General features: G+C 64.4%; 20 protein-coding genes and 1 pseudogene. 15 read left to right on the top strand and 6 right to left on the bottom strand.

Going from position 1 to position 21757, the window contains the following annotated elements:
• A partial coding sequence (locus tag AX721_RS13690; RefSeq protein ID WP_197422574.1) for an ATP-binding protein occupies positions 1–475 on the top strand: 475 nt, incomplete at its 5' end.
• Positions 476–696: 221 nt separating this feature from the next.
• On the opposite strand, the gene AX721_RS13685 is transcribed toward AX721_RS13690, so the two are convergent.
• Complete coding sequence (locus tag AX721_RS13685) at positions 697–1584, bottom strand: alpha/beta fold hydrolase (RefSeq protein WP_068876550.1); 888 nt, start codon at positions 1582–1584, stop codon at positions 697–699.
• A gap of 166 nt (positions 1585–1750) precedes the next feature.
• On the opposite strand from AX721_RS13685, the gene AX721_RS13680 reads away from it, so the two are divergent.
• Genes AX721_RS13680 through AX721_RS13670 form a run of 3 tightly spaced genes read left to right on the top strand, consistent with a single transcriptional unit; the run spans position 1751 to position 4214 of the window.
• Entirely contained in the window at positions 1751–2560 is an 810-nt protein-coding gene (locus AX721_RS13680; protein WP_068876549.1) for an enoyl-CoA hydratase-related protein, read from the top strand.
• 49 nt (positions 2561–2609) lie between these two features.
• The gene (locus AX721_RS13675) at positions 2610–3752 is read left to right on the top strand and encodes a nitronate monooxygenase (protein WP_068876548.1); all 1143 of its coding nucleotides are present in this window, start codon (positions 2610–2612) and stop codon (positions 3750–3752) included.
• 18 nt (positions 3753–3770) lie between these two features.
• Entirely contained in the window at positions 3771–4214 is a 444-nt protein-coding gene (locus AX721_RS13670) for a PaaI family thioesterase (RefSeq protein WP_068876547.1), read from the top strand.
• A 14-nt stretch (positions 4215–4228) separates the two neighbouring features.
• On the opposite strand, the gene AX721_RS13665 is transcribed toward AX721_RS13670, so the two are convergent.
• Genes AX721_RS13665 through AX721_RS13650 form a run of 4 tightly spaced genes read right to left on the bottom strand, consistent with a single transcriptional unit; the run spans position 4229 to position 8529 of the window.
• Complete coding sequence (locus AX721_RS13665) at positions 4229–5005, bottom strand: IclR family transcriptional regulator (protein WP_068876546.1); 777 nt, start codon at positions 5003–5005, stop codon at positions 4229–4231.
• 22 nt (positions 5006–5027) lie between these two features.
• Entirely contained in the window at positions 5028–7064 is a 2037-nt protein-coding gene (locus AX721_RS13660; RefSeq protein WP_068876545.1) for an NADPH-dependent 2,4-dienoyl-CoA reductase, read from the bottom strand.
• An 8-nt stretch (positions 7065–7072) separates the two neighbouring features.
• The gene (locus tag AX721_RS13655; protein ID WP_068876544.1) at positions 7073–7924 is read right to left on the bottom strand and encodes a MaoC/PaaZ C-terminal domain-containing protein; all 852 of its coding nucleotides are present in this window, start codon (positions 7922–7924) and stop codon (positions 7073–7075) included.
• A 29-nt stretch (positions 7925–7953) separates the two neighbouring features.
• The gene (locus AX721_RS13650) at positions 7954–8529 is read right to left on the bottom strand and encodes a carboxymuconolactone decarboxylase family protein (RefSeq protein WP_068876543.1); all 576 of its coding nucleotides are present in this window, start codon (positions 8527–8529) and stop codon (positions 7954–7956) included.
• Positions 8530–8729: 200 nt separating this feature from the next.
• Between AX721_RS13650 and AX721_RS13645 the strand changes: the two genes are divergently transcribed.
• The 9 genes from AX721_RS13645 to AX721_RS13605 all read left to right on the top strand — a co-directional run bounded on the left by AX721_RS13645 (position 8730) and on the right by AX721_RS13605 (position 18767).
• A complete protein-coding gene (locus AX721_RS13645) occupies positions 8730–9770 on the top strand; it encodes a zinc-binding dehydrogenase (RefSeq protein WP_231733171.1) in 1041 nt (346 codons plus the stop codon).
• A gap of 56 nt (positions 9771–9826) precedes the next feature.
• The gene (locus AX721_RS13640; protein WP_068876541.1) at positions 9827–10993 is read left to right on the top strand and encodes a transporter; all 1167 of its coding nucleotides are present in this window, start codon (positions 9827–9829) and stop codon (positions 10991–10993) included.
• 5 nt (positions 10994–10998) lie between these two features.
• Complete coding sequence (locus AX721_RS13635) at positions 10999–11430, top strand: Zn-ribbon domain-containing OB-fold protein (protein WP_068876540.1); 432 nt, start codon at positions 10999–11001, stop codon at positions 11428–11430.
• Between the two features lie 46 nt (positions 11431–11476).
• The gene (locus tag AX721_RS13630) at positions 11477–12685 is read left to right on the top strand and encodes an acyl-CoA dehydrogenase family protein (RefSeq protein ID WP_068876539.1); all 1209 of its coding nucleotides are present in this window, start codon (positions 11477–11479) and stop codon (positions 12683–12685) included.
• Positions 12685–13773, top strand: a complete 1089-nt coding sequence (locus AX721_RS13625; RefSeq protein ID WP_068876538.1) for an acyl-CoA dehydrogenase family protein — start codon at positions 12685–12687, stop codon at positions 13771–13773. The genes AX721_RS13630 and AX721_RS13625 overlap by 1 nt, the downstream gene beginning before the upstream one ends.
• A gap of 11 nt (positions 13774–13784) precedes the next feature.
• The gene (locus AX721_RS13620) at positions 13785–15395 is read left to right on the top strand and encodes an acyl-CoA synthetase (RefSeq protein WP_068876537.1); all 1611 of its coding nucleotides are present in this window, start codon (positions 13785–13787) and stop codon (positions 15393–15395) included.
• A gap of 4 nt (positions 15396–15399) precedes the next feature.
• A complete protein-coding gene (locus AX721_RS13615) occupies positions 15400–17037 on the top strand; it encodes an NAD(P)/FAD-dependent oxidoreductase (RefSeq protein WP_068876536.1) in 1638 nt (545 codons plus the stop codon).
• 48 nt (positions 17038–17085) lie between these two features.
• A complete protein-coding gene (locus tag AX721_RS13610) occupies positions 17086–18369 on the top strand; it encodes a cytochrome P450 (RefSeq protein ID WP_082765326.1) in 1284 nt (427 codons plus the stop codon).
• 77 nt (positions 18370–18446) lie between these two features.
• Positions 18447–18767: a 2Fe-2S iron-sulfur cluster-binding protein gene (locus AX721_RS13605; RefSeq protein ID WP_068876534.1), complete on the top strand. Its 321-nt coding sequence runs from the start codon at positions 18447–18449 to the stop codon at positions 18765–18767.
• A 1-nt stretch (position 18768) separates the two neighbouring features.
• On the opposite strand, the gene AX721_RS13600 is transcribed toward AX721_RS13605, so the two are convergent.
• Entirely contained in the window at positions 18769–19362 is a 594-nt protein-coding gene (locus tag AX721_RS13600; RefSeq protein ID WP_197422573.1) for a TetR/AcrR family transcriptional regulator, read from the bottom strand.
• A 223-nt stretch (positions 19363–19585) separates the two neighbouring features.
• On the opposite strand from AX721_RS13600, the gene AX721_RS13595 reads away from it, so the two are divergent.
• Both AX721_RS13595 and AX721_RS28340 read left to right on the top strand, forming a co-directional pair.
• Positions 19586–20881 carry a cytochrome P450 gene (locus tag AX721_RS13595; protein WP_068876532.1) on the top strand — a complete coding sequence of 432 codons (1296 nt, stop codon included), beginning with the start codon at positions 19586–19588 and terminating at the stop codon, positions 20879–20881.
• Positions 20882–21357: 476 nt separating this feature from the next.
• Positions 21358–21537 (top strand): annotated as a pseudogene (locus tag AX721_RS28340) (IS6 family transposase); the annotation flags it as partial.
• Between the last annotated feature and the right edge of the window lie 220 nt (positions 21538–21757).

Here is a 21757-nt window from a genome sequence, read left to right as displayed (position 1 = left end):
CAGATCAAACCAGGACTCTCGTTATGGCTGGATGAGAAACGGGGGTCACGTCAGAGAATACTCGAACCAGGAGATCGCTGGCCTGATTAACCGGGCCCGCGGCGACGCCGCCAGCGACGTCAGTACCCGCCGGATCTCCAACATCAAGAACGGCCAGATCAAGAAGTACGCCGCTATCCTGGCGGCCGGGTCGGCCGAAGGCGATCAGTTCCTTGCAAAGGCCGCACTGCCGGCCCTTCGCGACGACGGGCCACTCGGTCCAGCGCGCCTAGCGAAGCTGCCGCCGGGCAAACTCGGTTTGCCCGGTTCGCTCGCGATTACCGAAACCGATCAGATCGAGTGCAAGAAGTCGGTCAACTTCGTCATGAAGACGATAGCGGCTTTTGCGAACAACAAGGGCGGCTACTTCATCTTCGGCGTGGAAAACGGCACCTTCAATGTCCTTGGTCTCCCGGCCGACGCGGCAGTCGCCTGAAGCCTGGCCCCCATCCCGGGGGCGGCCGAGATGATTAGCTTGCTTAGCTGTCTATCTAAACAGGCTACTGAAAAAGCCGGGTGCCGAGGGTGAACTTGGCTCAATCGGCGCAATTTCACCTCAAAGCGAGAAGCGCTATCGATGAAATCATTAGCATTTCTTCAGGTCCATTGGACAACTGTGTTGGTGAATGCGAGCCAAATATGCTTCTCAATATCCTGCTAGGGCGAGTTTCGGCCGACTTTGGCGGGCTGTCCGGAATCCAGCCGATCGAGGAAGCCCACCACGGCATTGAGGAAGGCGTCATTGCGATCCCCCGCGACCATGTGAGAAGCGCCAGCGACATCGGTGAACTGGGCGTTCGCCAATTTTGCGACGAAATCTTCGGCGGCTTGCCGCGTCACCAATTCGCTCAGCCGACCACGAATGAGGTGCACTGGCAGGGTTAGACTGGCGAGTCCGGCGTCGAACGCCTGCGCATCTCGCCTCGACCGTTCCCGGTTCGCGCCGGCTACGAAGCTCGGATCCCAATGCCAGTGGTATCGGCCATCGCCGCCGCGGCGCAGGTTCTTCGCCAATCCGGACAGGTCCGAGGGTCTGGGGCGGTGGGGCAAATACAAGCCGATGACGTCGGCCGCCTCCTCAAGGCTAGCGAAGCCCTGGCCGATATGGGCGCTCATGAAGCCGATGACCTTTGCGGCCCCTTCGGAGTCCATGTTCGGCACGATATCCACCAGGGTTATGGAGCTGAAACTCCGAGGCGCGATCTCGGCTTCCGCGAGCAGTCCGGCGAGGCCGCCGAGCGACGCGCCGATCAGCGCCGGACGGCCGCCCATCTCGTTGGCGACGGTTGCGAGGTCGCCCGCGAACCGTTCCATCTGGTAGTCGCCCGTCGGCGACCAACCGCTGTCGCCGTGGCCGCGCAGGTCCAGGGCGACGGCTTCCCAGCCGCGATCCGCCAGCGCCGCCGCGGTCTTGGCCCAGGCGTGCCGGGTCTGGCCGCCCCCGTGCGCCAGAAGCACGCCGCCGCGGTTCGGCGCGCCGTAGCGGTCAGCGACGAGGTCGAGGCCGTCGGCCGTTCTGAAGACGGTACGGTGCGGTTCAGTCATCGATAATCCTCACTAAGGGAACAACCTCCCGGCATCGTCGACCGGTCCTGCCAATCAGCTTTTTCTGTCGCGGACCGCCACAGCGTTCGCTTCAGGCTTTCCTTCGTCCGGTTAGTCAGCGTAGCATGAAGATGTCATAACAAAACACATATGTGTCGGAGAAAGCATGAGCGACGTCGTTACGTTCGAGCGGAAGGACCATGTCGCGCTCATCACCCTCAACCGACCTGAGGCCAGAAACGCCATCTCCCCGGAGATGCTGGTTCGACTGGCCGACACCTGGACCGCAGTGCGTGACGACCCCGACATCCGCGTCGCGGTGGTCACCGGCGCCGGTGATAAGGCTTTTTGTTCTGGAGCCGATCTTGGACGGTTCATTCCGTTGATGAGTCGCGCGCGGCCACCCGAGGACGAGTGGGATCGACGCCTGCTGGCGGACGGGGAGATGCTGGGCCGAGGGCTTCTTCGGACCTTTGACGTGGTCAAGCCGGTGATTGCGGCGATCAACGGTCACGCGATCGCCGGGGGCATGGAACTGGCGCAGGGGACGGACCTGCGAGTCGCGTCCGAATCCGCCAAGTTTGGGGTGCAGGAAGTCAAGTGGGCGATCTTCCCAGGAGGCGGTTCGACGGTGAGACTGCCCCGACAAATACCCTATGCCCGGGCCATGGAGTTGCTGCTCACCGGCGATCTCATTACCGCCGCTGAAGCGCTCGAGTTGGGGTTCCTCAATCGCGTGGTCCCCCAGGCCGACGTGCTGCCCACAGCCCTTGATCTGGCTGAGCGCATCGCCACCAACGGGCCGATTGCGGTACAGGCCATCCGCCGGTCGGCGCGAGCTTGCATGGGCCGACCGGAAGCTGAAGCCATGCAGATCGAATCCGAAATGGCTGCCCCTGTCTTCCGAACCGAGGACGCCCGGGAGGGGCCACTCGCCTTCATGCAGAAACGCAAACCTGTCTTCCAGGGTCGCTGACCCAAGATCGGCTCAGCGACCCTCATCATCAGAGACAAGGAACACTGTCATGGCTTTGCACAGCCGCATCTGCGAGATTTTCGGTATCCGCTATCCCATCGTCCTCGCCGGAATGGGCGGGGCCAGTGTTCCCCGCCTGGCAGCGGCGGTCTCCAATGCCGGAGGGCTAGGAATCCTTGGCGCCGCAGCCTGCTCGCCCGAGGAACTTCGCGCGTGGATCCGCGAAGTGCGATCGCTCACCGACAAGCCCTTCGGCGTCGACACATTGCTGCCGGCCTCGGTCCGCCGCGAGGTGGTCGACGCGGCGGCAGGCTCCGGCGAGGGCGGTAAGCCGTCGCCCATGGATCTGCTTGGCGACTATCAGGCGTTTGCAGCCGACTTCATGCGCCAGGAAGGCCTGCAAAAGGTCGTCCGTCCGCGCGAGGACGCCAACGCCGAAGCTCGGGGCGGCCCCGCGTTCTTCTCAAAGGAGTTCTTCGAGGCGCAAATGGAGGTGGTGATCGAGGAAAAGGTGCCGGTCTACGCCGCGGGCCTGGGAAACCCCGGCCCCTGGATGGAGCGACTGCGGGAGAACGGTACAAAGATCATGGCCGTCATCGGGTCTGTGAAGCACGCACTGCAGGTCGCCGCGTCTGGCATCGACGTGGTGGTCGCTCAGGGACATGACGGGGGCGGACACAATTCGCCGATCGGCACCATGGCGCTTATACCCCAGGTCGTCGACGCCATGGCCGGGCGCATCCCGGTGCTCGGGGCCGGCGGTATCACCGACGGCCGCGGCGTAGCCGCCGCCATGATGCTGGGGGCTGAAGGCGCCTGGGTGGGCACCGCGTTCCTGGCGACGGAGGAAGCCGGCATCCAGCAATTCCAGAAGGAGGTTTTGGTCGAGTACGGCGATGGCGACACGGTAGTGTCAAAATCCGTCACTGGAAAGCCGGCCAGGATCATCCGCAATAAGTGGGCGCAGGCCTGGGTGGACGCGGAGAAGTCGCCGCTGCCCATGCCCTTCCAGTCGATCATCGCCGGCCCCGTGCTCGCGGCGGCGACCCTGGAGCAGCGTAAGGATATCGCGCCTGGGTTCGCGGGCCAGGGTATGGGGCTCATCAAGGCGATTCGCCCCGCCAAGGACGTCCTGGAAGACCTCGTCAGCGGCGCCGAGACCGCGCTCGCTCGCGCTGACAGATTTCGCTGAAGTGTGAAAGGAAATGGAATGATCCCGCGCAGAATGCCCGAGTTTCACGCCGAGATGGTCGAAGCCTTCATGGCTTCGAGCAATCGGATGACCGGCCTCCCCGAGTTCCTGGGCCTGCGGATCGTGGCCATGGAACCAGGCAAACTCACAGCGGAGATGGCTGTCGACCCAAAGCTGCTGACGGGCTTCGGCAACATGCATGGCGGCGTCCTGTCTGCCGCCTGCGACCACGTGTTGGGATGCGTCTGCTACCCCCATATGGAGAAGGGCCAGTGGGCGGCCACGACCGAGTTCAAGATCAACCTGCTCGCCCCGGTCAGCCGCGGGACAGTCACAGCGCACGCTGAAATCATCTCCATGAGCAAACAAACTGCGGTCGTCAGGATCGAGATGGAAAACGAGGGCCGGCTTTGCTGCTCGGCGCAGGGTACCGTCCTGATTCAGAACCCCAGACCTGCCTGACGAAAATCCGTCGCTCAGGCGGTCTTCCGGGCCGGGCCCGGGCTTCCGAGGCGCCCGAGCACGTCGCGCATGATCTTGAGCAACTCGGCGCGGCGACCCCGGAACAGCTCCTTAGGGGCGGCCAGGCCAAGGGCCAGCGGACGTGCGGGCAGACTGAACGAGAGGGGAATGGCCAGCATCGCGGCGTTGTCGTTGACCAGGCCGGCATGGAAGGCATGCCCTCGGGCGGCGACCTGGGCAACGTCTCTGGCGACCTCCTCGGCGAGCGGCGGCGCTTCATCGCCGTCCCACACCGCCAGGCCTTCGGCGATCAGCCGGGCCCTGCGATCGGGAGGGGCCATGGCCAGCAGCACGCGGCCCAGGGTCGAGCGAGCAAGGCACCGCCGCGTACCCGCCTTGACGTGGTAGCGGATCGGCGTCGTGCCCTCGATCACGCGGACATACTGGCAGTAACCGCCGCTCGCCGCACCCAGCACCACGGTCATCTGGGTTTGCTCTGCGATGTCACGCATCTGCTGCTGAATGCGCCGGAGCGGGAGGATTTCGTCGCCAACCCAGTGACCGAGCAGGGAGACCCGGATGGACGGAAAGAATGTCTTGTCGTCGGAGGAAAACTCCAGGTAGCCGAGATCGGCAAGGCTGCGGAGTAGCGCCGCGGTGCTGGAATGTGGATAGCCTAGCGCCAAGGCCACGTCCTGGATATGCGCAGGCCTGCGGACTTCGTCGAAGTATTCAAAAATTTCCAGGGTCCGGGCGGCGGACTTAACGACGGACTGATCAGGTTTTGGCATGCATTCGAATCCTTGGGGCCGCTCAGATCGTGAGCGCCGCCCGGGTTCCCTCCTCGATGGCCCGCACCGCATCCAGACCAGCAGCGTCTCGCGCGCCGCCGACCAGCGAATATGGAACCCGCCCAGCCGCCAGCGCCGGGGCGATTCCGGCTTGCGGCTCCTGGCCGATGCATAACACGAACGTGTCGGCCACGACCAATCGAGGGATGCCGCCCACTGTGATGTGCAGGCCCTCCAACGAGAGATGGCCATAGACGACATCCCCGGTCATGGCGACACCGCGGCGCGCCACCTCCTGGACGTTGGCCCAACCGCGCGTCTTGCTCAGGCCCGCGCCGAATGCTGATCCCGGCTTTCGCTGGAAGATCGTGACCCGTCGGGCCGCCGGCCAGGACGTCGGCGGCCGCTGCAGGGCGCCGCGCTCGGTAAAGGCCGTGTCGATCCCCCAATCCCGGGAGAACCCCTCAATGTCGGGCTCCGTGGGATCGCCCGCGCCAGTCGGATGCGCCAGCAGTTGAGCCACGTCGAAGCCAATGCCGCCCGCGCCCAGGATCGCCACCGTGTCGCCCGCTCGTTCGGGCATTTCGATGGCCTGCGCATAGGTGAGCACACGAGGGTCGTCCACCCCGACCGAGTCCAGGGCTCGCGGCTCCACGCCGGTGGCCAGGATCACATGATCGTAGGCGGCGGCGAGAAGCTCCTGCGCGCGGGCAAGTGTTCCCAACCGCACTTCGACCCCGAGCTCGGACATCCGCGCGCCGTAATATGCGATGGTTTCGGCATAGTCCTCCTTTCCCGGAATCCGCCGCGCGAGATTGAACTGCCCGCCGATCCGCTCTGACATCTCGAACAGGGTGACCCTGTGGCCCCGCTCCGCGCTCGTCACCGCCGCGGCCAGGCCCGCGGGCCCCGCGCCAACGACCGCGACACGCTTGGGTTCGATCGGCCCCGCGACATCGCCGAATTCGGCCTCGCGGCAGGCGGCGGGATTGACCATGCAGGTCGTGAGCTGGCCGGTGAAAGCGTTGTCCAGGCAGGCCTGATTGCAGCCAATGCACACATTGATCGCGGCGCGTCGCCCGGCCCGGGCCTTGGCGACGAAGTCGGGATCGGACAGGAAGGGCCGTGCCATTGAAACCATGTCGGCGTTGCCGTCGGCGATGAGGCGGTCGGCAAGCTCCGGGGTGTTGATCCGGTTCGACGCCACGACCGGCAAGTTGAGATGGGACCTGAGCCGTGCCGCGGCCCACGCGAAAGCTCCGCGGGGCACCATGTGGGCGATGGTGGGGATCCGCGCCTCGTGCCAACCGATCCCCGTATTGACCAGGTTCGCGCCGGCGGCCGCGACTGTCTTGGCCTGATCGACCACCTCGTCGAAGGTGCTGCCGCCCTCCACAAGATCGAGCAACGACTGCCGGTAGACGAGAATGAACTCCTCACCGCAACGAGCCCGGACCGCCCGGACGATCTCGGCCGGCAGCCGCTGGCGATTGGCTGCAGAGCCCCCCCAGCGATCCGTGCGCTGATTGGTCCGCGGCGCCAGGAACTGGTTCAGCAAGTAACCTTCCGAACCCATGATCTCCACCCCGTCGTAGCCAGCCGCCTTGGCCAGCATTGCGGCGTTCGCGAAGTCCTCAATCGTAAGGAGAATCTCGTCCTCGGTCAGCTCGCGCGGCGTCAGCGGGTTAATTCTCGAGGCGATCGGTGACGGGGCGACGAGGCCGTCGTGACGCGCATAGCGGCCGGCGTGGAGGAGTTGCAGCACGATGAGCCCGCCGGACTGACGCACAGCGGTCGTGATCCGGGCGTGTCCGGCCACGGCGGCTTCGCGCATCACCGCACCCTTTCGACCCAGCCGACCGGCCTCATTGGGCGATACGCCACCAGTTACGATCAGACCCGCGCCACCTTGCGCCCGTCGGGCGAAGAACCGAGCCTGCCGATCGTATCCATCCGGCGCCTCTTCAAGGCCGGTGTGCATCGAGCCCATCAGCGTGCGGTTCGGGAGCGTCACGAACCGCAGGTTCAGCGGTGACAGCAGGTGAGGATAGGGCGACATGTCGATGCCTATGCTGGGACTGCGAATTTCGCCCTGGCTTGAGACAGGACGATACGGCCGTCTGCGGTTTCGCCCTGCACGATGGCCTCGCCGTCGCCTGTGCGCCAGATCTTGGTGACGATAGTGTCCCCATACAGCACCCGGTCAGCGAACCGGCCCTGGAAGGAATGGAAGGCGCCCGAATCGTCGGCGCATAGCTCTCGCAGGATGGCGCGACCCACAATACCGTAGGTGCATAGCCCGTGCATGAAGGGCGCGTCGAACCCGCCCATCCTGGCGAACGCCGGGTCGATATGGATGGGGTTGCGATCTCCCGACAGCCGGTAGATCGCGCCTTGTTCGGGACGGGTCTGGAAGCTGGCCATAATATCAGGAGCCCGGTCGGGCGCTGCGCCATCTCCGCCCGGGGGACCGCGCTCGCCGCCGAAACCGCCCGCGCCGCGGACGAATAGCGTGGCGTGGGTCCGGAAAAGGTCGCCGTCGGCGTCGCGGGCCACACCCTCGACCCCCAGTACGGCAGCCTTTCCCTTGTCCCAGACCTCAGTGATGCGGCCGCTCACCTCGACGCTGGCTTCGGGGGGCAGGGGCCGGAACAGCTCAATGGACTGTTCGCCATGCAGCAGCATCTCCAGGCGCATGTCGACGGTGCGCATCAGCCCCCCCAGCGCCGTGCCGCCTGGAATTACCGCATAGGTCGGCAGGACCTTCGGGCCGCGGCCTTCATAGATGAAGTCCAGGTCTTCCGCCGGCCGCCCGCCGACGCCCAGGGCGTAGAGCATGGTGTCCTTGGAGGTCCAGGTCTGGGTGGAGGCAGGGAGCTCCAACCCGACGAGATCGGACGAGATCGGCATGCGTGTCATGGAAACTCCGGCTTTATGGGGTGGGACACTCAGGTTCGTGGCGCTTGGCCGTCCGGCGGCCAGGCTTCGACACCGTCTTCCAGCGGAATGCGCAGGCTCTTCAGGAGCTGGGAGAACATGGTCCAGTTGCCGATCGCGACCACCAGCTCAATACGCTCGGCCTCCGTCGCCAGGTGGAGGCAGCAGGCCTCCCAGGCGGCGTCCGAGATCATGCCCTGGTCGAGCGTGTCGTCGGTGGCCTGCAACACAGCCCTGTCGGCCTCCGACAGATTCGTCGCCCTTCGCCAATCACGGGCAGCCGCCAGGTCGGCCTCGGGTATGTCGAGCCCGCGGGCCACCCGCCAGTGCTGGGTCCACTCATAGACCGAGCCGGTCCTCCAGCCGATCCGCATGATGATCAGTTCGCGCAGGCGGGCGTCGAGCTTGTTGCCTCGAAAGAGGAGGGTAGTCAGCGTGGAGGCAAGCTCGCCCGCGACCGCGGGATGCCGAAGGAGGACGCGAAACACGCTGAGCGGCGCCATCTGTTCGGAAATCCCCGCCGACCCGGCCGCGTTCGCCGCCTCTTCCAGACTCAGAAGTTCGATCCTCGGGACGTCTGCGGTCATTGCGTTCATTCCAATGCGAAGGGCTGAGGGCGTGAGCCTGCGGAAGCTGATCGAAGATCCTTGCCTAGATGGAGATATAACAGATATACGTTCCCGGCCACATATATGTGTTATGAACAATCGCCGCGCAGCTGGAGGCGAAACCCGTGATTCCCGCCAAGACCTTCGCGATGGTTCAGACGGCGCCGCGCACGCTTGAAATGCGTGACTTGCCTATCCCCGATATCGAAGCCGACAGCGCCATTCTGAGGATCGAGGCCTGCGGGATCTGTGGCAGCGACTACGAGCAATTCGAGGGTGTCCTGAAGACGCCGATGCCGGTGATCCCCGGGCACGAGCCCGTAGGGATCATCGAGGCGATCGGCGACAAGGCCGCGCGCCGCTGGGGCGTCGATGTCGGCGATCGGGTCGCCGTCGAGACTATGCTGTCTTGTCACAGCTGTGACACCTGCCTAGGCGGCCGCTACCACCTGTGCGCCGACCGGCAGATCTATTCCTACATCCCGTTGTCGAACATGCCGGGGCTCTGGGGCGCCTACGCTCAGTACATGTACCTCGCCCCCAACACGATCGTTCACAAGATGGATAAGACCTTGCCGCCCGAGCTCGCGGTGATGTTCAACCCGCTGGGGGCGGGGTTCCGTTGGGCGGTGGAGATCCCTCAGACCCAGGTTGGCGACACGATCGTCATCCTGGGACCGGGCCAGCGCGGTCTGGCCAGCGTCATCGCCGCGCGGCAGGCGGGTGCGGGGAAGATTATCGTGACGGGCATGGCCGCAGACGCCCGGAAGCTAGACCTCGCCCGGACCTTCGGGGCGCACCATACGATCGATGTCCAGAACGAGAACGCCATTGAGCGCATCCATGAACTGACCGGGGGGCGAGGCGCCGACGTAGTGGTGGAGGTGACGTCCTACGCCACTGACCCGGTGCGCGAAGCCCTGAGCTATGTGAAGGCCGGCGGGACGATCGTGCTGGCGGGCGTCAAGGGCTTCAAGCCCATACCCGACTTCGTCTCCGATCTGATCGTCTTCAAGGAAATCACGATCAAGGGCGCGATCGGGGTGACCTCATCGGGTTATGGCAAGGCTATCAACCTGATTGAGGCGCGGTCGCTGCCCCTCGAGTTGATGCACACCCACGACTTCGAGTTGAAGGACGCCGAACTGGCCATCCGGACGCTCGCGCGCCAGGTGGCCGGAGATGAGTCCATCCACTCGTGCCTGATCCCGCCCACCTAGAGCGACAGTCGTCAGGTCGTAACGCTACGCCGATGTTCGGAAGACAGGAAAGAGCCGTGAGTTTCAGCGACAAGGCCGCCATCGTTGGCATCGGCGAGACCGAGTACGTCAAAGGCTCGGAACGCACCGCCGTGGACCTGATGCTGGAGGCGGCCCGCAAGGCCATCGCCGACGCGGGGCTCAAGCCCTCGCAGATCGATGGCATGGTCCCACCGCCGATCTACACCACCTCCGAGGAGTTGGCCGCCAATCTGGGCGTCGATGTGCTGCGCTACGCCTCGACCGTCCATATGGGCGGGGCGAGCCCAACGACGGCGCTGCAGAACGCCGCCACGGCCGTCGCCGCCGGCATCGCCGACAACGTGCTCGTGGTGCTGGGCTGGAATGGCTACTCCGCGCTCCGTCCCAAGCCGGGCCGGCCGCCGCAGCGCGCCATGAACATGAACACCCTGACCCGGACGATTCAGGGCTTCTACATGCCCTACGGCGTGATGATGCCGGCGCAAATGTATTCCTGGATCGCCATGCGCCACAAGCACCTCTACGGGGTGCCCGAAGAGGCGATGGGCGAGGTGGCCCTGGCCTGCCGTGCGCACGCCCAGCTCAATCCAAGGGCCGTGACCTATGGCCAACCTCTGGACATGGACGCATACCTGGGCGCGCGGTGGATTTCCGAGCCCTTCCGTCTGTACGACTGCTGCCTCGAGACGGATGGCGCCTGCGCGGTTGTGGTCACCAGCGCCGAGCGGGCGCGCGACATGCCGCACCGGCCCGTGCTGATCGCCGGCGCCGCGGAGGGCCACCCCTATCCGGCAGATGACATTCCCTCCCGGCCCGACATGCTCAAGATCGGCCTGTCCTACGCCGCGCCCCGAGCCTTCGAGATGGCCGGCGTCACCGCCCGCGACATGGACTTCCTGCAGGTCTACGACTGCTTTACCTATGTCGTGCTGCTGCAGCTGGAGGCGCTGGGGTTCAGCGCGCCCGGCGGCATCTACGACTTTGTGAAAGACGGCCAGATTCAGCTCGGCGGTCGCTATCCGCTGAACACCCATGGCGGTCTGCTTAGCGAAGCCCACGTCTGGGGACTCAATCATGTGCTGGAAGCCGTGCGCCAACTTCGCGGCGACGCCGGTGCGCGACAGGTGCCGGGGGCCAGTATCGGCCTGGTCACCGGATGGGGCGATCTCGGTGACGGCAGTCTGGCGATCTTGAGGAACTGACACCCATGCAACCCCCCACCGTTCCCGCGCCGCTTCCCAGGACCCAGGATCCCATGGACGAGGCCTTCTGGCAGCAATGCCAGGATGGGCGGCTGCGATTCCAGCGTTGTTCGGACTGCGGCGCCTGGCGGTTCCTCCCGCGCTACATGTGTGCGCGGTGCGGGTCTCCAGATTTCGCCTGGACGCCCGTCCGCGGGACCGGCAGCCTCTATTCTTGGACCGTCACCCATCAGGCGCTTCACCCCGCCTTCGCCGCGGAAATCCCCTATGTCTCTGCGCTGGTGGAGCTCGACGAAGGCGTGCGGATGGCCAGCCGGTTGCTGAACTGCGACCGCAACACGCTGAAACTGGGCATCCCCGTCGAACTGGTCTTCCGAGAGCTTGAAGACGGCTTCCGCCTGCCTTGCTTCCAGCCATCCGAACAGGTCGCGCCATGAGCTGCGTCGCACTCAAGCGCCACGATCCTCTCGAAAGGACAGGCTGATGGATCTCACCTACAGCGCCGAACACCAGGCTTTTCGGCGCGAAGTGCTCGTCTTTCTTGAGGCCCACCGTCATGCCGCCCCCAAGGGCGGCGGGGCTGCGCAGCGGCCCTCAGCAGAAGCTGTAGCCTGGCAGAAACTGTTGATCGCCCATGGTTACGCCGCGCGCACCATCCCGAAGGCATATGGAGGGTATGGGGCCGCGCCGGACATCCTGAAGTCCCGCATCATCGGCGAGGAATTCGCCCGGGCCGGCGTACCACCGGGGCTACAGAGCCAGGGCATTTCGATGCTGGTTCCGACGCTGTTGGAACTGGGGACGGAAGATCAGAAGCGCCAGTGGATCGGGCCGACGATCCACGGCGAGGTTATCTGGTGTCAGGGATACTCCGAGCCGGGCTCGGGGTCCGACCTGGCCAGCCTTCAGACGCGCGCAACGGAGGATGGCGACGACTTCGTCATCAATGGCCAGAAGATCTGGACCAGCACGGCCCGCGAGGCTGACATGATCTTCTGCCTCGTGCGCACCGAGCCGGACAAGGGAAAGCACGACGGAATTAGCTATCTGATCTTTTCGATGAAAACGCCGGGGATCGAGGTTCGCCCCCTGGTGACCATGACCGGGCACGCCGAGTTCAACGAGACCTTCTTCACCGACGTGCGCGTCCCGAAGTCCCAGATCGTGGGAAAGCGCGGGCAGGGCTGGTTCGTCGCCAACGCCACCCTCAAGCACGAACGCGGAATGCTGGGAGACCCGGGCCAGCTCGAAAGCCGCTTCCTTGCCTTGGCGGAGCTGATGCGGACTGAGACGGCCGGCGATGGCCGGATCATGGACAACCCGATCTTGCGAGATCGTCTGCTGCGGCTGCAGGCGGAACTCGCGGCGATGAAGTTCAATGGGCTCCGCGTCCTGAGCGCCTCGGCGAACGGTGGCGACGCAGGGCTCGCGCGGCTGATCGTCAAGCTGCAGGCTTGCGAGCTGGCACACCAGATATCGGCGCTGGCCATCGACGCCCTTGGCGAGCTCGGCGTGCTCTACGAAAGTAGTCCGCACCTGCGCGCCCACGGCGGCTGGCAGCAGGCCTACATGTTCCAGCTTGGCCTGATCATCGGCGGGGGCACTGCGCAAATCCAGAAGAACATCATCGCCGAGCGGGGGCTCGGCATGCCGCGTGAGCCTAAGCTCGCGACGGAAGAGGGGCGCCTCTGATGGATTTCGGTCTCTCGAGCGAACAGCGCATGCTGCAGGATGCGGTGACCCGCTACCTCAGCGAACAGTCCCCTCTGGGGCATGTGCGCGACATCGCCGCCGCGGCGACGCCCTACAGCCCCGATGTCGCGACGGGCTTGGCCGATCTCGGCGTGCCGGGGGTCATCATTCCCGCGGAATTCGGCGGAATGGGCCTTGGCCTGCTGGAAGCCGCGCTTGTGGCCGAAGCGCTCGGCTTCAGTGTCGCGCCGGTGCATTTCGCGGGCGCGCATGTCATGGCGCCGCTGGCGATCCTGCTCGGCGGGTCCGACAGTCAACAGCGCGCATGGCTGCCGAAGCTGGCGAGCGGCGCGGGCACGGCCGCCGTCGCGGTAAGCCAAGTCTTAGACAGCCGGGACGGGGCCGGAGTGGTAGCCAGAGACGGGTGGCTGGACGGAACAGCGTTGTTCGTACTCGACGCGGCGGAGGCCGATCTGTTCGTGGTGGCGGACACCACCGGCGCATTGCACCTAGTCGCAGCCGACGCACCCGGTCTAACGCAAATCCCGCTGACGACCATCGACAAGACCCGCTCAGTCGGCGAACTCCAGATGATGGGCGTCAAGGCCGATCCGTTGCCCGGCGGCGGCGGCCGGACCACTCGCCGGATCATCGACGCGGGGCGCATCATGCTGGCCGCCGACATCCTGGGCGCCGGCACGGCGATGATCCAACAGGCCGTGGCCTACGCTGGCACGCGCGTGCAGTTTGGCCGGCCGATTGGGTCCTTCCAGGCGGTCAAGCACATGTGCGCTGAGATGGCGGCGGCCCTCGAGCCCTGCCGCTCGCTGGTCTGGTATGCGGCGCACGTCTTCGACCATGCGCCGGAGGAGTCGACGCTGATGGCGTGCCATGCAAAGTCACACCTCTCCGAAGTCGGCCGGTTCGTCGCCCGGACCTCCATCGAGGTGCACGGTGGTATGGGTTTCACCGACCTTGCCGGGCTGCATTACTGGTTTAAGCGCATCGGCCTGGATCGCCAGTTGCTCGGAGGGCCGGAACTCGTCCGCAACGAGGCTGCCCGCGTTCAGGGCTGGATCGCCGCTTAGGAAGCATGCCCATGACCTGGAATTTCGGCGATATCCTCGACGCGCTCCCGAAGGCCCTCCCGGCGGACGCGCCGGCATTCATTCACGGGGATCGAACGATCACCTGGGGGGAGACGTCCCGTCGGTCGAACAATCTTGCGCGCGCGATCCTGGCCCGGAGCGCGAAGCCGGGCGACAAAGTGGCGTTCTATATGCGCAACCGCCCAGAGTACGGCGAGGCCCTGGCCGCCTGCTTCAAGGGCCGCCTGACGCACGTCAACGTCAACTACCGCTACAAGCCCGACGAGGTGTTTTACATCTTCGATGACTCGGATGCGCACACCGTCATCTATGGCTCCGAGTTTCGCGACACAGTCCTCCAGCTGAAGGATCGGCTGCCCAAGGTCGCCACGTTCATTGAGATCGGCGACGATGATCCGTTGGCGCCTTTCTCGGAGCGATATGAAGACCTAGCCTCGACCGGCGAGGGCGCGCCCTTGGGGATCGAGCGGTCTCCAGACGACCTTCTGTTCATTTATACGGGCGGTACGACGGGCATGCCCAAGGGGGTGATGTGGCGCCACGAAGACCTGCGTGAGGCCCAGCTCGACGCGGTGCGGCGGCTCGGGCCAGCCCCGGAAACCCTCGAGGCGCATCTCGACTTCGTTCGCGCCGCCGGTCCTGGAAGCCGAACCCTTCCAGCCTGCCCGATGATGCACGGAACCGGTCTAATCACCGCGATCGGATGCATGATGAACGGCGGCTGCGTGGTCACCCTTCAGAACGCCTCGTTCGAGGCCGACGAACTCTGGTCGGTTGTCGCGCGCCACCGGGTGCAGTCCATCGCCCTGGTGGGCGACGCATTTGCAAAGCCGATGCTAAAGGCGCTGGACGAGCAACCCGGCCGCTACGACACCTCAAGCTTGATCTCCGTGGTCTCCTCCGGCGTGATGTGGAGCCGCGAAGTCAAAGCCGGACTGTTGGGCCACATTCCGCAGGTGGTGCTGATGGACTCCTTCGGCGCTTCAGAGGCGCTCGGCTTCGGCTCTTCGGCCATGACCAAGGACGGTGAGGTCAGGACCGCGACGTTCCAGATCGGCCCCCGGTGCAAGGTCTTCGACGAGGAGGAAAACCTTGTCGAGCCCGGCAGCGGAAAGGCTGGGATCATCGCCATCGGCGGCCCGATTCCTCTTGGCTACTACAAGGATCCGGAGAAGACCGCCAAGACATTCCGCACCATCGCCGGCCAGCGCTACTCGATCCCGGGAGACTGGTGCACAGTGGAGGCCGACGGGGCCATGACGCTGCTGGGACGGGGCAGCGCCTGTATCAACACCGCTGGCGAGAAGGTCTATCCCGAGGAGGTCGAAGAGGCGCTGAAGACCCACCCGGACATCGAGGACGCGCTCGTGGTCGGCGTGCCCGACGACAAGTGGGGCCAGGCCGTCACAGGCGTCGTGGTGCTGGCCAGCGGGGTCACGTTCGACGAGGATGATGTACGTCGGCACGTGCGCGCCAGCCTGGCTGGCTACAAAACCCCCAAGCGTATCCTGCTGACTCAGGTCCCGTTGCGGGCTTCGAACGGCAAGGCGGACTACAAGACGGTCACCGAGTTCGCCCGCAGAGATTTAGGACTGGCGTGAGACAATGAACACCCAACCCGCCGTCCGGCCAGAAACCCAACCGATCGAGGAACTGGATGTCCTTGTGGTCGGAGCCGGCTTCACCGGCCTTTACCAACTCCACCGCCTGCGCCAACTGGGGTTCTCGGTGCGCCTTTTCGAGGCCGGCGCCGACCTGGGCGGTATCTGGTACTGGAACTGCTATCCTGGCGCCCGCGTCGACACCCACGTGCCGATGTACGAGTTCTCCAGCGAGGATCTCTGGCGCGACTGGAACTGGACGGAGCGGTTTCCGGGCTGGGAGGAACTGCGCGCCTACTTCCGCTACGTAGACAAGAAGCTCGATCTGAGCCGGGATATCCGCTTCAACACCCGTGTCGAGGGCGCCGAGTTCAACACAGAGCTCAACCAATGGATCGTGACGACGCAGGACGGCGGCGGCGTCCGCGCCCGTTTCCTGGTGCTCTGCACCGGGTTCGCCGCCAAGCCCTATGTGCCGCAGATCGAGGGGCTCGACCGGTTCGCGGGGGAAGTACACCACACCGCCTGGTGGCCGCAAGGCGGCCTCGACATGACGGGCAAGCGCGTGGGCGTAATCGGCACCGGTGCAAGCGGCGTGCAGGTGGTGCAGGAGGCTGCGCCCGTGGCCGAGCAACTGACGGTCTTCCAACGCACGCCGATCCTGGCGCTGGCGATGCAGCAGCGCAACCTGGACGAAGCGACCCAGGCCGACATGAAATGCGACTATCCCGCGCGATTCGCGCGGCGGCGCGAAAGCTTCGGCGGCTTCGACTTCCACGGGAGCGGAAAGTCCGCGCTGGAGGTCTCTCCGGAAGAACGGCAGGACATCTATGAGGCGAGTTGGGCGGCCGGAGGATTTAGTTTCTGGGCCTCGACCTTCTACGACGTGATGATGAACCTCGAGGCCAATCGCACCGCCTACGACTTCTGGCGCGAGAAGGTGCAGAAGCGGATCCGCGATCCGAAGCTCGCCGAAAAGCTTGCCCCGAAGCAGCCGCCGCACCCGTTCGGGGTCAAGCGCCCGTCCCTTGAGCAGACCTACTACGACGTCTTCAACCAGGACAACGTCGAGTTGGTGGACCTGAAGGAAACGCCAATCTTGGAGGTCACCCCCGGCGGCGTAAAGACCGCAGAGCGGGAGTACGAGCTCGATCTCCTGGTTCTTGCCACCGGCTTCGATGCCGTGACCGGCGGCCTGACGCAGATCGACATCCGCGGTGTCGAGGGGCTCACGCTCAAGGAGAAGTGGGCCAAGGGCGCGCGAACTCATCTGGGCATGGCAAGCGCTGGCTTTCCCAACCTGCTGTTCCTCTACGGGCCGCAGAGCCCCTCGGGGTTCTGCAATGGCCCGACCTGCGCCGAACTGCAGGGTGACTGGGTCGTCGAATTCCTGGGACGCATGCGCGACGCGGGCGTCAGCCGGTTCGAGGCGACCACCGCCGCCGAACAGACCTGGAAGGACCATGTCGAGGCGATTGGCGCCATGACGCTCTTTCCCTTGGCTGACTCCTGGTACATGGGTGCTAATATTCCGGGTAAGCCACGGGAATTATTGAATTATCCTGGTGGCGTTCCGTTGTATCTGCAGATGTGTCAGGCCAGCGCCGACAAGGGTTATGAGGGGTTTGTCCTAGGGACCTGAGGCGCCCGTCATCTCGATTGACGGGATAAGCAAGAGATGGAGAATCCAATGAGCGACGGCGCGATCGATCTGAGGGCCGAGGCCCGCGCAAAGGCCTACGCAATGCCGTTGGAAGACATCAACCTCGCCGACCCCGAGCTTTGGCGCACCGACACGGTGTGGCCATACTTGGAGCGGTTGCGCAGGGAGGACCCGGTTCATCTGCACCCGGCGCATCACCACCCGGACGGCGCCTTCTGGTCCATTACAAAGTATGCCGACATCATGGCCGTCGATATCAACCACGAGGTGTTCTCGTCGGAGCCATCGATCACGATCTTCGACCCAAAAGAAGACTTCACGCTTCCGATGTTCATTGCGATGGATCCGCCCAAGCACGACGTCCAGCGCAAGACCGTCAGCCCGATTGTCTCGCCGGCCAACCTCCACCTGATGGAGCCGTTGATCCGCAGCCGCATCACCAAGACCCTGGACGAACTGCCGATCGGCGAGCCCTTCGACTGGGTCGATCGGGTTTCCATCGAACTCACTACCCAGATGCTGGCCACTCTGTTCGACTTCCCCTGGGATGAACGGCGCAAGCTGACCCGCTGGTCGGACATCGCCACCGCGGGACCTGAATCCGGCCTGTTTGTCACGGAGGATTACGAGACCGAGCGCAGGACGGAGCTGTTCGGCTGCGTGGACTACTTCACGCGGCTCTGGAATGAGCGGGTCAACGCCCCACCTAAGGGCGATCTGATTTCCATGCTGGCGCACGGCGAGGCCACGCGAAACATGGACCGGATGGAGTACCTCGGGAATCTGCTCCTGCTGATCATCGGTGGCAATGACACCACCCGCAATACGATGACGGGCTCGATCCTAGCGATGAACCAGAACCCCGATCAGCTGCGAAAGCTGCGCGAGAATCCCAGCCTGATTCCCTCCATGGTCTCCGAGACCATTCGCTGGCAGACCCCGCTCTCCAACATGCGGCGCACCGCCACCCAGGATTTCGAGCTTGGCGGCAAGCTCATCAGGAAGGGCGACAAGGTGCTGATCTGGTACGCCTCAGGCAACCGGGACGAGGAGGCGATCGAGAACCCTGAAGCTTACATCATCGACCGAGAGCGGCCGCGCAATCACCTGTCCTTCGGCTTTGGAATTCACCGCTGCGTGGGCAACCGTCTGGCCGAGCTGCAGCTACGGATTCTCTGGGAAGAGATCCTGCCGCGGTTCCCGGAGATTCGCGTCCTGGAGGAGCCCCGTCGGGTGCCATCGGTCTTGATCCGGGGCTATGTCTCGATGCCGGTCGTTATACCCAGCCGGAATGCCATGCTAGCGCACTGAGCACGGATCGGCCCCGAGAGTTCATCTTTAACGTCAGAACAAAGGCTGCTTGGCGAAGGCCCGGCGGAAACAAGCAAGTGCCCAAAGTCACATACATCGAGCACCATGGCTCCGAACACGTCGTCGAACTGAAGACCGGCATGAGCGTCATGGCGGGCGCTGTGAAGAGCGGCGTCCCGGGCATCGACGCCGACTGCGGGGGTGCCTGCGCGTGCGCCACCTGCCACGTCTATGTCGAGGACGGCTGGCTGGAGAAAACCGGCGCAAAGACGGCCATGGAGACGTCCATGCTGGACTTCGCCGAGAACGTGCAGGCCAACAGCCGACTTTCCTGTCAAATCACGATTACGGACGATCTGGATGGTCTGGTCGTCAGAATGCCGGAAAGTCAGCATTAGTTTAGGTCGGCGCGTCGCCCTCGGTAATCAACGCGGCGAAGATCGCCGTCACCCGCGTCAAGTATTCCTCCCGTTCTCGGCCCAGCAGCGGCGCGTCGCGGATCAGGCGTTCGACAAGGAACCCAACATAGGTCGCCGCGAGGATACGAGCGCGCGCGCCGGCGCCTGTACCGCCTAGCCACTCGCGGATCGGCCCCAAGAGCCGATCCTGGACGAGCTTATTCAGGAGCGGCGCGGTCGTCGGCGATGTCGCGGCGCGGAGCAGAAACTGAAATCTGTGGGTCTTGGCCTCATCGATATGGGGGCTACCCGCCAACACGGCGGCGACCTCATGGGCGAACGTGGCGCGATCCCACCCCCGCACGTCATCCGTCCCGAATGACGCGTTCAACGCCTCCAGGAACAAAGCCTCTTTGCCCCCAAAGTAGCGCTTCACCAGGGCCACATCGACGCCGGCTTCGCGGGCTATGTCCCGCAGCACGGTGCAATCGTACCCCTGAAGGGCGAACTGGGTCTTTGCCGCCTCAAGGATCGCCGCGCGGGTCGCCTCTGCGTCGCGCTTACGGGAACCAGCCGGCCGATCAACGAGCGCCACAGTGCTATTCATCCGAAAAAGCCCGCTCGAACCAAGTTGGCGCTCAGTCTGTTCCTCTACGTGAAGCCGAAGCCGGAGAACAGGCTAAGCATCAGGGAAATGCCCGCGACCGACCAAGTCAATGATCGTTGACATGGTTGTGAGCGGGCGTCAAACTGCCTTGTCAGGGTCGCCGCCGCGGGTTGCGGGCAGACCTGCTGTTCGGCCAATAGCTAGAACGGGGATGGAAGACATGAATATTGCTACGAAAATCAAAGCAGCTGATGCGGCGGCCGAAGTCGCCGCCACGCCCCTCGAAGAGCTAAATCCTGCCCGGGTGGACCGGTTCTATAATGACACTATCTGGCCGGTGTTCGAGCGCCTGCGACGCGAAGACCCCGTCCACTTCACGCCGGACAGCGAATACGGCCCTTACTGGTCGATAACCAAGTGGAACGACATCATGGCGGTGGACACCGACCATGAGGCGTTCTCCTCGGCCGAGGGCATTGGCTTGCCTAACCTCGAGGCCCAGATCGAGCAGGAGAAGATCATGGGCAAGCGGCGCCGTGGCGCCGCGGGCTTCATCACAATGGACGAGCCGGAGCATAGTCAGGGCCGCAAGGCGGTCAGCCCAACTCTCGCGCCCAGCAACCTGCACGCCATGTCGCCGCAGGTGCGCGAGCGCGCCGGGCAGATCCTAGACTCCCTGCCGATCGGCAAGGAGTTCGACTGGGTCGACCTGGTGTCCAAGGAGCTGACCGCCATGACGCTGGCCACCCTGTTCGACTTCCCGTTCGAACAGCGCCGCAAGCTGACCTGGTGGTCGGATATGTTCACGAATATGCCGGGCCACGGGCCGGTGGAGAGCTGGGAGCACAAGGGCGCGGCGATCTTCGAGTGCTTTGGCGCCTTCCAGGAGTTGTGGAACCAGCGGGTCAACGCGCCGCCCGGCAATGACCTGATCTCGATGCTGGCGCACAATCCGGCCACCCGGGACATGCCCATGGATGCTTATCAGGGCAACGTTGTCCTGCTGATCGTCGGCGGCAACGACACCACACGCAACACCATCTCGGGCAGCGTCTTCGCGCTGAACAAGAACCCCGACCAATACGCCAAGCTGCGGGCTAACCCTGATCTCGTCCTGCCGATGATCTCCGAGACCATCCGCTGGCAGACCCCGCTGGCCCACATGAGTCGCGTGGCGACGCGCGACGTGGTGATGCACGGAAAAACCATCAAGAAGGGCGACCGGGTCGTCATGTGGTATATTTCGGGCAACCGCGATGAGGCCGTGGTCGACCGGCCCAACGAATTCATCATCGATCGCGAGCGGCCCAGACAGCACATGTCGTTCGGCTTCGGCATCCACCGCTGCGTCGGCAACCGCGTGGCCGAGATGCAGCTGACCATCATCTGGGAAGAGATCCTCAAGCGGTTCCCGGAGATCAAGGTGGTCGGCGATCCCGTGCTGAACTACTCCGCCTTCGTTCACGGCTATGAGAGCCTGCCGGTAATCATACCTGCGCGGAACTGAGTGACACGCAAAAGTGCGGTGCGCGACCGAAAAATGGCGTCATCTCCCCAAACTGATCGCTTGACGATCACCTTTCGCTGCCCGCAGGCGCTGGATGGCCTGCTGCCCCAAACGGTCGCGGCGGCTCGCAGCTTGCCAGCCTGGCTATGAGCCCTGCCACAGGCAATGCCCAAGGCCGTTGGCGCGGGGGAGAACGACGCCGTCAAGCGATGCCCGCCGTTCATTGACACCATGACCTGCGGGTTCCGCATGCCGCTGATGTGCGATCTTAGGGTGCAAGACGGGGAATTCAGCTGCGACAACGACTTGCCCACCGGTGAACTGATCGAATTTCCATGATCGCCGGTTGGATTCCATGACCTTGGTCAGGTTGAGGGTACGCCGCGTTCCAGGTCGATCGCTAACCCATAGGTGCTGGCAGCAAAGTGGTAAAGGTCTCCAGTTTGGCGTGGTCAGGCGCTGAGGTGGAGATTTTCGTGAAGCCGATCTCGTTCAAGCGTCATCGGTTTCCGGCCGAAGTGATCCAGCAAGCAGTGTGGCTGTGTTTCAGGTTCACGCTCAGCATTCGTGATGTCGAGGAACTCCTGGTCCAGCGCGGAATCGAAGTCATCCGCGAGACGGTCCGCTGCTGGGCGATCAAGTTTGGCCCGCTGATCGGCGAACTTGCGCCGCCGGCGGCGATCGCCACCGACAAGCTGACGTCCTACGGCGTGGCCGTGCGCGAACTCGGACTGAAAGGCGCCCACCGACCGGGCGGACCGCAGGCCAACAATAAGGCTGAGAACAGCCACCTTATCCGACGACGAGAACGGAAACAGTAGAAGTTCAAGTCGCAGGGCTCAGCCCAGAGGATCGAGCCGACGGCAGCGGTCTGAT

Source organism: Phenylobacterium sp. CCH9-H3, assembly GCF_001557235.1.
In the GTDB taxonomy this organism is placed as follows: Bacteria; Pseudomonadota; Alphaproteobacteria; order Caulobacterales; family Caulobacteraceae; genus Phenylobacterium.
The sequence above is the reverse complement of the archived record's forward strand: the minus strand, read 5'-3'. Positions and strand labels throughout refer to the sequence as shown.